We start from the raw sequence: 12,747 nt of genomic DNA on the forward strand, positions 1-12,747 counted from the left end.
CCCGCTATTCAATTGGTGTATCCCCGCGAAGGCGGGGATCCAAAGCGGCCATGAGCCGCGTGAGCGTCATCGCGCTTTGGGCTCCCGCCTTCGCGGGAGCACGCTGGTTTTTGTGGCGACGCTGTTTGCGGCTTTCGGCGCTCCTGCAACCGCGCAGGATCGGTTGCCGCCCGCACCCTATGCCTATCAGCAGCTCGCCGACCCCGCGAAGGAGGCGAAGGCGAAGGCGCTGATGGAGACGCTGCGCTGCCTGGTCTGTCAAGGCCAGTCGATCGCCGACAGCGACGCGCCGCTCGCGGGTGACATGCGGCACGAGGTGCGCACCAAGATCGCCGCGGGCGAGAGCCCCGATGCGATCCGCAAATGGCTGGTCGCGCGCTATGGCAATTGGGTGAGCTACGACCCGCCCTTCGACGGCGCGACCGCGCTGTTGTGGCTCGCGCCGCTGCTGTTCCTCGCGGTGGGGCTGTGGCTCGCCTTCGGGCGGCTTCGCGGCGGGGGAGGCGGGGAGCCATGATCTGGGCGTGGATATTGGTCGCCGCGGGGCTGACTGTCGGCGGCCTCTTCTGGCTCGGCAGGCTGCCCGCGGCGTCGCGGCCGCTCGCGGCGGCGGCGATCATGCTCGGGCTCGCGGGCTATGCCCTGCAGGGGAATCCGGCGCTGCCCGGCAAGCCGGTGGTGCGGTCCGAGCCCGAAAGTTTCGGCGAGGCGCTGACCGATACGCGGCAGGGGATGGCCGACCGTTTCGGCCCCGCGGCAAAGTGGCTGGCGATGTCGGACGGCTTTGCGCGGACGGGGAAGACCGAGCTTGCGGCGCAGACGCTCGAAAAGGGGCTCGAAAGCAATCCCGACAATGTCGATTTGTGGGTCGCGTTCGGCAATGCGCTCGTCGCGCATGGCGGCGGGGTGATGTCGCCTGCCGCCGCGCTCGCCTTTGACGAGGCGGCGAAGCGCGATCCCGCGCACCCGGCGCCGCCCTTTTTCGCGGGGCTCGCGATGGCGCAGAGCGGCGATTTGCAGGGCGCCGACCGCGTGTGGAGCGACCTGCTCGCGCGCAGTCCCGCCGACGCGCCGTGGCGCCCCGACCTCGAGATGCGGCTTGCGCAGCTGCGCCGGGCGATGGGGCCGGGGCTGCCGCCCGAAGATGCGGCGGGGTCGTGATCGCCCCTGTTGTTCTTCCGCTCGCTCGTCTAAAGGCGCGCCATGACTGCTGAGTCGCAACAGGCGGCGGGCGGTGCGGGTAGCGCCGCGCTCGCCGCCGATACGGGCCATCACGGCCACGGCCACCATGGCGACAGCAAGCTGAAGCTTGCGGTCGGTGCGGTCGGCGTGGTCTTCGGCGATATCGGGACGAGCCCGCTCTACGCCTTTCGCGAAACCTTTGCCGGGCATCATTCGATCGACCCCGACCGGCTGCACATCTATGGCGTGCTCAGCCTGGTCTTCTGGTCGATGATGCTGGTCGTCACCTTCAAATATGTGCTGACGATCATGAAGGCCGACAACAAGGGCGAGGGGGGCAGCCTGGCGCTGCTCGCGCTGATCAGCCGCTCGTCGGGCGAGGCGCGCTGGACGTGGCCGATCATCCTGCTCGGCGTGTTCGCGACCGCGCTCTTCTATGGCGACAGCATGATCACCCCGGCGATGTCGGTGCTGTCGGCGACCGAAGGCCTGAACTACGTCAATCCGGGGTTCCAGCCCTATATCGTGCCGATCGCGCTCGCGATCCTGATCGGGCTGTTCGCGCTGCAATCGCGCGGGACGGCAAAAGTCGGGGCGCTGTTCGGGCCGATCATGCTCGGCTATTTCCTGATGCTCGCGGTGCTCGGGGTGATGCACATCGTCGATCATCCGTCGATCATCGTCCACACGCTCAACCCGATCAACGCGCTGCGCTTTTTCTATCTCGACGGCTTCACCGCCTTCATCGCGCTCGGCGCGGTGGTGCTCGCGGTGACGGGGGCCGAGGCGCTCTATGCCGACATGGGGCATTTCGGGCGCGCGCCGATCGGCCTGTCGTGGCTGTGCTTCGTGCTGCCCGCGCTGATGCTCAATTACATGGGACAGGGCGCGATGGTGCTCGAGGCCGATATGGGCACGCGGCTCGGGCTGATTCAGGACCCCTTCTTTCTGATGATGCCCGATGCGTGGCGCATCCCCGTGGTCATGCTCGCGCTGCTGGCGACGATCATCGCGAGCCAGGCGGTGATCTCGGGCGCTTTTTCGCTGACCCAGCAGGCGATCCAGCTCGGCTTCATCCCCCGCCTGCGCGTCGAGCATACGAGCGCCTCGGCGGCGGGACAGATCTATATCCCGGTGGTCAACTGGTTCCTGATGACGATGGTGATCATCCTCGTCCTCTTCTTCGGATCGTCGAGCAACCTCGCCGCGGCCTATGGCATCGCGGTGACGGGGGCGATGTTCATCGACACATGTTTGATGTGCGTCGTGCTGTTCGTGCTGTGGAAATGGCCGGCATGGAAGGCGCTGCCGCTGCTCGCGCTCTTTTTCATCGTCGACATCGCCTATTTCGGCGCGAATCTGATCAAGGTGCCTGACGGCGGCTGGGTGCCGCTGGCGATCGGCCTGACCATCTTCACGCTGCTGACCACCTGGTCGCGCGGGCGCAAGCTGATGCAGCAGGAAATGGCCGCCGGCGCGATGCCGATCCCGGTCTTCGTCAAATCGGCGGCGAACAGCGCGACGCGCGTGCCGGGGACGGCGGTGTTCATGACCTCCTCGTCCGACGGGGTGCCGCACGCGCTGCTTCACAATTTGAAGCACAACAAGGTGCTGCACGAGCGGATCATCCTGTTGACGATCAAGATCGCCGACGTGCCCTTCGTGCGCGAAGACAGTTTGTGCAAGCTTGACGACCTGGGGCAGGGCTTTCACCGCCTGATCCTGAACTATGGCTTCATGCAGCCGGTCGACGTTCCCGAGGCGCTGAAGCGCGTCACCGGATGCGGCGGCGAGTTCAAGATGCTGGAGACGAGCTTCTTCCTGTCGCGCCAGACACTGATCGCCGCCAAATCGCCGGGAATGCCGATCTGGCGCGAGAAGCTGTTCGCGTGGATGCTGCGCAATTCGGAAAGCGCGATGGAATATTTCCGCCTGCCGACCAATCGCGTGGTCGAACTGGGAAGTCAGGTCGCGATCTAGGGTCAGGACCCATGAATTGCACGTTCGAGGTTTGAAGCGATTTTGCTCAGGGCGAGGAGGAAAGGCGCAGGAATATGTCGATATTTCCAGACTTTTCGACGAAGCCATGGGCAAAATCGGTCAAATCGCGAAGGGACGCCGAAATGGCTTCGATCTCGCCTCCGCGCGGCCTTGCGGGTAGCGATGCTACCCGCTGCACCCGCCCGAACCCGATCTCTTCGCCATTTCGACGCCTCGAGCGCGCAATTCATGGGTCCTGACCCTAGGAACGGCCCGGAACGGACGTAATAAGGGTTTGCGCAAGCCGCGCCTTCTTGCGATGCAGGGGCGATCCTGTGACCGGGGATGCTGTCGGTGTCGTCAAAGCCCTTTGCCCTGATCCTCGGCCCAAGCCTGTCCGCGGCGTCGCCCGCGGCGTTCGAAGCGGGATTTCGGCGCATGGGGCTGAAGCCCGAACGCGCGGTGGGCGACGGCGACGCCACGCCGCGCTATCGCCTGCATTTCGGGGGCGTCGCGGCGACGATCGCGCGCGCCGGCGAGGCGGAGCTGGCGGAAGCCGATCCGCACGACCCCGCGACGAGTTCGCTCGCGACCAGCCTGCCCGCCGATTGGCGCGCGGGCGGCGGATGCTGGGCGCTTTGGTGCGATGAGGAAGCGACGTCGGTGCAGGCGCCCGCAATGCGCGCGAGTTTTCAAATGATGGTGCTGTTGCTCGACCTGTTCGACGCGAGCCATGTATTCTGGCCGCCGGCGCGGCTGTGGTCCGATGCGCCGCAGTTTCGCGCCGCGATGGCCGAAATGCTGGTGAGCGGTATGCCGCCGGTGCTCCACCTCGTCGCTTTTCGGCGCGGCGAAAAAGGGGGTGAGGCGGTGGTGCGCACACGCGGCCTGATGCTGTTCGCGGGGCAGGAGATCGAAGCGCCGATTCCCGCGGGGTGGACGATCGCCGATCTGGTGAAGCGCGTCGCGCGGCTCGCGCTGGACCTGATGCTCAATGGTCCGCTGCTCGAAGCGCAGGAAACGCGCGGGCTGCAACCGGGCGAGACGGTTCGCCTGCGCCCACCCGATCGCGGGGACGCGACGCCGACCGTGCGCGCCGAATTCGGGCGGGGCGGCTGATTGCGGCTTGCGGCTGCGGCATCGGTCCATCGGCGGCGCTGGCAGGGCGCGGTGCCGGTGTGCCGCGGTTTTCAGCGCCACCATCTGATCCCCGTCGCGCTGCTGCGGCGCGCGCAAATGGCAGCGATGTTCGAGGCGCTGCGCAGCGAGGGGTTCGCGCTCCAGCGCTTCGACCTCAACGGATTGATGCTGCCGGCGAGCGAGCGAACCGCGCTCGAGTCGGGGCACGCGCTGCATCGCGGGCCGCACCATGGTTACAGCGACGTGGTGGCGGCGCGCGTCGAACGCGTGCGCGCGCATTTCGCGGCGCAGGCGCCGGGCGATCCGCGCACCGCGCGGCGGGTGGCGATCATGCGGCTGCGGCTGCTGCAGGATGCGACGCGGCGCGCGCTCACCGACCGGCACCGGCTGGGCTTCTGGCTCAACCGGCGCGACCCGATGCGGCTGTTCGCCGACCGGCCGTACCTAGACGAAGCAATCGACAAGCTGTTCGGGGCGTAGGCCGTCCGTCCGAACAGCGCTGTTTCTTCCTGTCACGGCCCGTTATTTGGTTCGCACGAAGACACAAAGCCACAAAGATAAATAGCTTTCGCCCTGAGCTTGTCGAAGGGCCGGTCTTGTTTTCGGCCGCCAAAAGAAAGGACGGTGCTTCGACAAGCTCAGCGCGAACGGTTGAGCGATATTCTTTGTGGCTTTGTGTCATCAGGCTCTAGCCGATATATTTATCCTGCAACTCGCGCCATGCGTCGCGATATTGCGCCGCCAGCTGGTCGACGAAATCGGCGACGGGGCGCACCGCTTCGACCGAGCCGATGCCCTGGCCCGATCCCCAGATGTCCTTCCACGCCTTTGCCTTGGTATTGCCGCCCGAGCCGAAATTCATCGTCTTGAGGTCGCCCTGCGGCAGATTGTCGGGGTCGAGCCCGGCGTTGACGATCGACCCGCGCAGATAATTGCCGTGAACGCCGGTGAAGAGGTCCGAATAGACGATGTCGGCGGCGCGGCCTTCGACGATGCCGTTCTTGTAGCCGTCGTCGGCATTCGCCTCGGCACAGGCGATGAAGGCGCTGCCGATATAGGCGAGGTCGGCGCCGCACGCCTGCGCGGCGAGGATCGAGCGGCCGTGCGCGATCGCGCCCGACAGCGCGACGGGGCCGTCGAACCAGCTGCGGATTTCCTGCACCAGCGCGAAAGGCGATTGCACCCCGGCGTGGCCGCCCGCGCCCGCGGCGACGGGAATCAGGCCGTCGGCGCCCTTTTCGATCGCCTTGCGCGCGAAGCGGTCGTTGATGACGTCGTGGAGCGTGATGCCGCCCCAGCCATGCACCGCCTGATTGAGCTCTTCGCGCGCGCCCAGCGAGGTGATGGTGATCGGCACCTTCCACTTCTCGCAGGTCGCGATGTCGGCCTCGAGCCGGTCGTTCGATTTGTGGACGATCTGGTTGACCGCGAAGGGCGCCGAAAGGCGGTCGGGATTGTCGCGGTCCCACGCCGCGAGCTCCTCGGTGATCCGGTGCAGCCATTCGTCGAGCAGCGACTGCGGCCGCGCGTTGAGCGCCGGAAAGCTGCCGACGATCCCCGCCTTGCATTGCGCGATGACGAGGTCGGGGCCGGAGACGATGAAGAGCGGCGAACCGATGACGGGCAGGCGCAGGCGATCGAAGACGGGGGGAAGGGCCATGACTCACTCTCCGGTTGCAGATTTGAGGCTGACCTTAACGTAAACGGAAAGCGGCGCAAGGGGGATGGTGTGTGGGCGTGGTGCCGGCTTTTGGGTTGGCCCGTTGCCCTTGCCGCCTTCGGATGTCGCGGGCGGGGTTCGCGTCGCCGTTTCAAAGTTCAGCAAAGTTCAGCCTTGTGCGGCCGCGTTCGCCGAACCTGCCGCGCCGGCTTCCGTTCGCATGTGTAAACCGTGACCGCTTTTATCCACTTGTCGAAAGAGCCGTGACGAAGGCTGGCACAGCCGAACAATGTAGGACAGCGGTTTTTTGCGGCGGATGTCCGATTTGGGGTGGGGAGCGGACGTTCGCCTGCTCTCTTTCGTCATCCCGGACTTGATCCGGGATCCACAGCAGCGCCGAAGTCATGGACCCCGGATCAAGTCCGGGGTGACGATGATAAATAGGGCAGCAATCGGTCGCAAGCCGCCATTATCCTCCGATATGCCGGGTCCGCCGACGTCGCAGCTTATCCGCCGCTCGCCGGGCCCTTTAGCTCGACGATATTGCCTTCGGGATCGCTGATATAGATCGACGGGCCTTCGCCCTCGGCGCCGTAGCGTTGGCCGGCCTGCTCGATCGCGACGTCGTGGCGGGCGAGGTGGGCGCGGATTGCGGGCTCGTCGAAGGGTTCGATGGCGAGCGCGAAATGGTCGACGTTGCGGCCTTCGCGTCCCGGCGGCGCGCCGCCCATCGCGCCGAGCTTTCCATCCACGGGCACGAGGTCGATCAGCGCGCGGCCGGCGCGGAGCTGATGCAGGCCGATTTCGGGTTGCGCGCGTTCGTCGGTGCAGCCGAGCACCTGTTTGTAGAAGCCGAGCATCCGGTCGAGGTCGACGACGCGCAGGACGATATGGTCGAGGCCGCGCAGCGCAAAGGGCGTGGTCATTTTTTTCTCCTGCTTGCTGCGACCCGATCCCCGGTCCAGGTCGATTCCATCGCTTCGATATAGGGCGGGCCGCTTCGCTGTCCAATCGCACCACTGGCGCGGCGGGCGGACAGCCCCCATCTGGCAGGCGAAGGAGACGTCATATGACCGAGCGCGTGAAACGGATACCGGGCGCCGACCACCCGATCGACATCGTCCCCTGTTCGGGCCGCGTCGTGGTGCGGGTCGGCGACCGGGTGATCGCCGACAGCCACGATGCCTTGACCCTGTGCGAAGCCGACTATCCTCCGGTGCAATATATACCGCGCAAGGATGTCGACATGGCGGTGCTCGCCCCGTCCGCACACCGCAGCTATTGCCCCTATAAGGGCGAGGCGGGCTATTTCGACCTCGTGCTGCCGGGGGCGCAGGAACGCAATGCGGTATGGACCTATGAAGCGCCCTATGACACGGTCGCTGCGATCGCGGGCCATGTCGCTTTCTATCCCGACCCGGTGACGATCATGGTCGAACAGCCCGGCGATTGACGGGTCGCGCCGGGCGCGCAACGTGGTGCCGAATTTTTTTTGAGCGGCGTGTCGATTTTGCGCCGGCCGGTTCGTCGTGTTGGTACGAGGCCGCTGGTGGCCCGCCAATGAGGAGATGACCGATGCGTGTGATGGTGTTCGTGAAAGCGACCGAGGACAGCGAGCAGGGCATGACGCCCTCGCCCGAACTCGATCAGATGTTCGTCGATATGGGCAAGTTCAACGAGGAGCTGGTCAATGCCGGCGTGATGGTCGCCGGCGACGGCCTCAAACCCTCTTCGTTCGGCAAGCGCGTTGCGTTCGACGGCCCCAGCCGGACCGTGATCGACGGCCCCTTCGCCGAGACGCGCGAGCTGGTTGCCGGCTATTGGCTGTGGGAAGTCAAGGATATGGACGAGGCCGTCGAATGGGTGAAGCGCTGTCCCAACCCGATGTTCGGGCCGAGCGAGATCGAGATTCGCCCGCTCTATGAGATGGAGGATTTCGCCGATATCATCCCGCCCGAAGCGGCCGCGATCCATGACGGCGTCGGCGAGAAGCTCGCGAAGAGCTGACCCCTTGCCCGCCCCGCCATGCGCTTCTAACCCTTGCGCATGGCGGCGGACGCAACCCATCGTGCGATCGAGGCAGTCTTTCGGATCGAACGGGCGCGGCTGATTGCGACGCTTGCGCGGATGACGCGCGACGTCGACCGCGCCGAGGAACTGGCGCAGGACGCGCTGATGCTCGCGCTCGCCGAATGGCCCAGGGCGGGGGTGCCCGCCAATCCGGGCGCCTGGCTGACCGCGGCGGCGAAACGCCGCGCGATCGACGGCTTTCGGCGCAGCGCGATGCAGGAGCGCAAACATGCCGAGATCGCCCGCGAGGCGGATGGCGCGTGCGACATGAGCATCGAACACCTCGAAGCGCGGCTCGACGACGATCTGGGCGACGAGCTGCTCGGGCTGATCTTCGCCGCCTGCCATCCGGTGCTTTCGCCCGAGGCGCGCGCGGCGCTGACCTTGCGGCTCGTCGGCGGGCTGACGACCCTGGAGATTGCGCGTGCCTTTCTGTCGAACGAGGCGGCGATCGCGGCGCGGATCACGCGGGCCAAGAAGGCGATCGCCAAGGCGGGGGTCGCGTTCGAGGTGCCCCGCGGCCGGGCGCTCGCGCCGCGGCTCGCGTCGGTGCTCGAGGTGGTCTATCTGATCTTCAACGAAGGCTATGCCGCGACGAGCGGACCCGATCTGGTGCGCCCGCCGCTCTGCGCCGAGGCGCAGCGGCTCGGGCGCATTCTCGCGGGGCTGATGCCCGAAGAGCCCGAGGTGCTGGCGCTGCTCGCGCTGATGGAAATTCAGGCGTCGCGGCTCGCGGCTCGCGCCGGCGCCGACGGCGCCTTCGTGCCGCTGACCGAGCAGAACCGCGCGCGCTGGGATCAGCTGCTCATCCGGCGCGGATTGAAGGCGCTGGAGCGGGTCGATGCGCTCGGCGGCGCCGATGGGCCCTATGCGCTGCAGGCGGCGCTCGCGGCGTGCCATGCCCGGGCGCGGCGGGCGGAGGACACCGACTGGAAGCGGATCGCGGCGCTTTACGACCGGTTGGGGCAGGTGATGCCGTCGCCGGTGGTCGAGCTCAACCGCGCGGTCGCGCACAGCATGGCGTTCGGGCCAGAGGCGGGGCTGGCGCTCGTCGATGCGATCGCCGGGGAGGCGGCCTTGCGAAACTATGCCCCGCTCCCCGCGGCGCGCGGCGACTTCCTGCTGCGCGCGGGACGCAAGGCCGAGGCGAAGGCGGCGTTCGAGGCGGCTGCGGCGCTGACCGCGAACGAGCGCGAGCGCGATTTCCTGCTGGGGCGGGCGGCGGCGTGCCGCTGACGGTCGAAGCGATCGGTGCCGAGGCGCAGCCGCTGTGCATGCTCGACGATTTCGCGCCGCGCCCCGACGCGCTGCGCGCGGTCGCCGCCGCGGCGGAGTTCGAGGCTGCGAAGCATCATTATCCCGGTATCCGCGGGCCGATCCCCGGTTCCTATCTGGAGAGCCAGCTGCCGATCATCGCCGCGGCCGTGCGCGCGGTTTTCGGCGGCAGCGGCGCGGTCGACCTGATCGACGCGAGCTTTTCGATCGTCACCACGCCGCCCGCGGCGCTGAGCGTCGCGCAGCGGCTGCCGCATTGCGACGCCTTCACCCCCGACCGCATCGCGCTCGTCCATTATCTGTCGCCCGACGGCGGCGACGGGACGGCCTTTTACCGGCACCGCGCGACGGGTTTCGAATGCGTGACCGAGGAGCGCCGCGCCGCCTATTTCGCCGCGCTCGCCGCCGAGCCCGAACCGCCGCCGGCCTATGTCGCCGGCGATACCGGGGCGTTCGAAGTCGTGCATCGCGCCGAAGCGCGCTACAACCGCGCGCTGCTCTATCGCAGCTGGAATCTGCACAGCGGGGCGATCGCGCCCGATGCCGCGCTGTCCGCCGATCCGCTCGACGGGCGGCTGACGGTCACCGCCTTTCTGTCGATGCGTTGAGGCGGTCTTTCCCCTGTCACGATTTCGTGCCATTTTGGCGCAGGGTCGGCGATGGTGAGGGAGTCGGCGATGCGGATGGCGGGGATTTTCGGCGCAGCCTGTGGGCTGGCGCTGGTGCCGGCGATGGCACTGGCGGTTTCGATGACGAGCCTGAAGGGCGCCGGGATGGAGGCCGATTACGGCAGCTATGCCCCGGGAGGCGATTGCAGCCGCGAGCCGCGGATCGCGATCGGCGACGATGGTTTCGCCTTTACCGCGGCCGGGCGCACCGTCGCGGGCCGGCCGTTCGAATGGGCGGCGAGCTTTTTCGGCAACAGCTATGAAGGCATCAGCAACGCCTTCTTTCCCTTTCCCAGGACCGCCGACGATTACGGGATGGTTCTGCTGACCACGAGCTCCGACGAGAAACGCGGGACGCTGCTCGTCGAGTCCAATGTGGCGCCGGGGCAGCGCATCGACGCGTTCGAGGGCGCGTTCGTGCGGCCCGAACCCTATGTCCGCTGCAAGGGCACCGAGGTCGCGGTTCCCGATGCGCCGCCGCCGGCGCCCGCGGTGCCGCTCGACTGGACCAATCTCGCCTCGCTCGAGGGCCAGTATCAGGGCGGCTTCGATGCGTTCGACGCCGGGCCGGTCGCGGCGGTGATCCGAAGCCTGATGGGGCCGAAGCTCGGCACGCTGAAGGCCAATCTGCAGGTCGGCGGGCCGCTGAACCGCGAAGGCGGCCTCTATTATTTCTCCGGCAACGCGCCGCATCGGGGCGGCGAGGATCAGGCCTATGTGCTGATCGACCCGCGGCGCCGCGCGGTGCAGGTCGGGCTGTGGGAACGCGGCAGTCTGAAAATCTATCTGGCGGGCAGCACGACACGCCTGCCGCTGCCGCGCGACATTGCGGCGATGGTCGCGAAGAGCCCGCCCGAGGGGGCGGTCGCGGCGCCCGGAACGCCGTGGGAGGTCGTGCCGGCCGAGGGCCGCGCGCCGCTCGCCTATGTCGACGCCGCCGCCTCGCCGCGCATCCGCTCGATCACCATCTTCTGCGACAGCGGCCGCCCGGCGCTCGCGATGCTGACGGTGAAGCCGATCACCGAGCGGCCGGTGACGCTGACATGGAATTTCAACGGCCGCACGACCAATCTCGCGATGATCCAGAGCAACAGGGAGGCGACTTTCTGGCAGGCGGGTTTGTCGGGATCGCCGCTGATCGCGCAGATCGAGCAGGGACGCGATCCCGCCTATCTGCGCATCAACGGCACGCTGGAGGGGCAGGCGGCGCTGACCGGGGCGAGCGCTGCGCTCAATGTCGCGCTGAAAGGGTGCGGGCGTTAGGCAATCGCTTTGACCGAGTAGGTGCGTGTGCTCCCGCGAAGGCGGGAGCCCATCACCTGCCGGCTCGATCTTGCACCGGTCGGAGATGGGTCCCCGCCTTCGCGGGGACACACGGATTTTAGAAGCGCTGCGTTCAAAGGCGATCGGGCGCTGACGCCCCCCTCGCAACCCTCGGCCCGTCGCGCTCCCTGCACGGTCCGGCACCCTGCCGTTGGCGCCGGCGCGACGACTGTGAAAGCGGGACGTTTTTCGCCCGTTTTTCGCAGGAGATATCCATGCCAAAGCCGCTCGGCTTGCTCGCTTCGCTGTGCCTCGCCGCGGCCGCCGTTCCCGTTGCCGCCGCCCAGAACCCGGCCCCCGCCACCGCGCTGATCCCCGGCGCCAAAGTCTATGACAATGCCGGCGAAGAGGTAGGGACGATCGCCAAGGTGGCCGGCGACAAGGTTGCGGTGGTGATCGATGGCAACGGCCTTGTCGTGCCGAAGAACGCATTCGTCGACGGCAAGAAGGGACCGTCGCTGAAGGCACCGAAGGCGAAGATACTGGCGGTGCTGCATCAGGCCGAAAAGGACGCCGCGGCGGTCGAGGTCGCGCTGAAGCCCGGCGCCGAAGTGCGCACCGCCGACGGCGCCGATGTGCTCGGCAAGGTCGCGAGCGTGAACCCGCAGGGCGCGGTGCTCGCGACGAGCGAGGGCAATATCACCATGCCGCGCGCCGCTTTCTTCCTGTCCGGCAAGGGGCTGGCGGTGAAGGTCACCAAGGAAGGCTTTGCCGAGGGCGTCAAGGCCGCGAAGAAGCGGCAGGCCGAGGGACGCTGAGCCGCGCGGGCCGTGGCGCGGAAGGATCGTCAGCCCTTTTCCTTTTCGGCGCGGGCGGTTTCGGCGCGGATGACCCGGTCGGCCATCGCGCGCCACGCGGCGGCGGCGCGCAAATTGCGCTCGCGCACCCGATCGAGGACGGAGCCCGCCGCGTCGGCGGTGCATTTTTCAGCCTGCGTCAGATAGAAGTCGCTGCTCGCCGACACGCGCTTGCTCCTTTGTCGATCAGTCGATCATGTCGGCGATGAGCCGGGCGAGCTCGCGCCGCGACAGCGTCGGCGAGCGGCGGCGCGGCGCCGCGGGCGCAATCGCCTTGCCCGCGAGGGACAGTGCGACGAGGCGCGGAAAAATCGGGGTGGTTGCGGTTGTCGTAATCATCATCTTTATCATTCGTCTTTGCTTGGTTTTCAAAATCAGCGGGCGGTCATCGCCGCCTGCGCTGCCCGTTCACGGGCGCATTGCCGCGTTCGCGATAGATCACGCGGCCCTTGGTCAGGTCATAGGGCGTCATTTCGACGCGCACCGCGTCGCCGACGACCGACCGGATGCGATAGCGTCGCATCCGGCCGGCGGTATAGGCGATGATGCGGTGACCATTTTCGAGCACGACGCCGAAACGGGCGTCGGGCAGGATTTCATCGATCACACCATCGAGGGTGAGAATGTCTTCCTTGGACAAATCCTCAAAGAG

General features: G+C 67.3%; 15 protein-coding genes and 1 pseudogene. 11 read left to right on the forward strand and 5 right to left on the reverse strand.

The window, feature by feature from the left end; all coding sequences use genetic code 11:
• Positions 1-103: 103 nt before the first annotated feature.
• From CHB69_RS01540 to CHB69_RS01565, 5 genes are all read left to right on the forward strand, one after another.
• Entirely contained in the window at positions 104-517 is a 414-nt protein-coding gene (locus CHB69_RS01540; protein ID WP_089214733.1) for a cytochrome c-type biogenesis protein, read from the forward strand.
• Entirely contained in the window at positions 514-1,161 is a 648-nt protein-coding gene (locus tag CHB69_RS01545; protein ID WP_089214214.1) for a tetratricopeptide repeat protein, read from the forward strand. The genes CHB69_RS01540 and CHB69_RS01545 overlap by 4 nt, the downstream gene beginning before the upstream one ends.
• Before the next feature lie 42 nt (positions 1,162-1,203).
• Positions 1,204-3,162 carry a potassium transporter Kup gene (locus CHB69_RS01550; RefSeq protein ID WP_089214215.1) on the forward strand — a complete coding sequence of 653 codons (1,959 nt, stop codon included), beginning with the start codon at positions 1,204-1,206 and terminating at the stop codon, positions 3,160-3,162.
• A gap of 354 nt (positions 3,163-3,516) precedes the next feature.
• Positions 3,517-4,281, forward strand: coding sequence for a hypothetical protein (locus CHB69_RS01560; RefSeq protein ID WP_141133896.1), 765 nt, complete (start codon positions 3,517-3,519; stop codon positions 4,279-4,281).
• Positions 4,282-4,782: an AHH domain-containing protein gene (locus CHB69_RS01565; protein ID WP_089214218.1), complete on the forward strand. Its 501-nt coding sequence runs from the start codon at positions 4,282-4,284 to the stop codon at positions 4,780-4,782.
• A 208-nt stretch (positions 4,783-4,990) separates the two neighbouring features.
• Here the strand turns inward: CHB69_RS01565 and CHB69_RS01570 are convergent, their stop codons facing one another.
• The gene (locus tag CHB69_RS01570; RefSeq protein WP_089214219.1) at positions 4,991-5,962 is read right to left on the reverse strand and encodes an NAD(P)H-dependent flavin oxidoreductase; all 972 of its coding nucleotides are present in this window, start codon (positions 5,960-5,962) and stop codon (positions 4,991-4,993) included.
• 506 nt (positions 5,963-6,468) lie between these two features.
• Positions 6,469-6,888 carry a VOC family protein gene (locus tag CHB69_RS01575; RefSeq protein WP_089214220.1) on the reverse strand — a complete coding sequence of 140 codons (420 nt, stop codon included), beginning with the start codon at positions 6,886-6,888 and terminating at the stop codon, positions 6,469-6,471.
• Positions 6,889-7,031: 143 nt separating this feature from the next.
• On the opposite strand from CHB69_RS01575, the gene CHB69_RS01580 reads away from it, so the two are divergent.
• The 6 genes and pseudogenes from CHB69_RS01580 (at position 7,032) to CHB69_RS01605 (ending at position 12,056) form a co-directional block, all read left to right on the forward strand.
• Complete coding sequence (locus CHB69_RS01580) at positions 7,032-7,415, forward strand: DUF427 domain-containing protein (RefSeq protein WP_089214221.1); 384 nt, start codon at positions 7,032-7,034, stop codon at positions 7,413-7,415.
• Positions 7,416-7,537: 122 nt separating this feature from the next.
• Positions 7,538-7,897, forward strand: a pseudogene (locus CHB69_RS01585) (YciI family protein); the annotation flags it as partial.
• A gap of 111 nt (positions 7,898-8,008) precedes the next feature.
• The gene (locus tag CHB69_RS01590) at positions 8,009-9,268 is read left to right on the forward strand and encodes an RNA polymerase sigma factor (protein ID WP_089214223.1); all 1,260 of its coding nucleotides are present in this window, start codon (positions 8,009-8,011) and stop codon (positions 9,266-9,268) included.
• Positions 9,259-9,915, forward strand: coding sequence for a DUF6445 family protein (locus CHB69_RS01595; protein WP_089214224.1), 657 nt, complete (start codon positions 9,259-9,261; stop codon positions 9,913-9,915). The genes CHB69_RS01590 and CHB69_RS01595 overlap by 10 nt, the downstream gene beginning before the upstream one ends.
• A gap of 51 nt (positions 9,916-9,966) precedes the next feature.
• Positions 9,967-11,238 carry a hypothetical protein gene (locus CHB69_RS01600; protein ID WP_089214225.1) on the forward strand — a complete coding sequence of 424 codons (1,272 nt, stop codon included), beginning with the start codon at positions 9,967-9,969 and terminating at the stop codon, positions 11,236-11,238.
• A 275-nt stretch (positions 11,239-11,513) separates the two neighbouring features.
• On the forward strand, positions 11,514-12,056 hold the full coding sequence (locus CHB69_RS01605; RefSeq protein WP_089214226.1) for a hypothetical protein: 543 nt from the start codon (positions 11,514-11,516) through the stop codon (positions 12,054-12,056).
• Between the two features lie 29 nt (positions 12,057-12,085).
• Here CHB69_RS01605 and CHB69_RS19980 read toward each other — a convergent pair whose 3' ends face one another.
• Genes CHB69_RS19980 through infA form a run of 3 tightly spaced genes read right to left on the reverse strand, consistent with a single transcriptional unit; the run spans position 12,086 to position 12,735 of the window.
• Positions 12,086-12,262, reverse strand: coding sequence for a hypothetical protein (locus CHB69_RS19980; RefSeq protein WP_170935396.1), 177 nt, complete (start codon positions 12,260-12,262; stop codon positions 12,086-12,088).
• Positions 12,263-12,281: 19 nt separating this feature from the next.
• Positions 12,282-12,437, reverse strand: coding sequence for a hypothetical protein (locus CHB69_RS19985; RefSeq protein WP_170935397.1), 156 nt, complete (start codon positions 12,435-12,437; stop codon positions 12,282-12,284).
• Between the two features lie 43 nt (positions 12,438-12,480).
• Complete coding sequence (gene infA, locus CHB69_RS01610) at positions 12,481-12,735, reverse strand: translation initiation factor IF-1 (protein ID WP_089214227.1); 255 nt, start codon at positions 12,733-12,735, stop codon at positions 12,481-12,483.
• Positions 12,736-12,747: the final 12 nt, after the last annotated feature.

The organism is Sphingopyxis indica (genome assembly GCF_900188185.1).
Classification (GTDB): domain Bacteria; phylum Pseudomonadota; class Alphaproteobacteria; order Sphingomonadales; family Sphingomonadaceae; genus Sphingopyxis; species Sphingopyxis indica.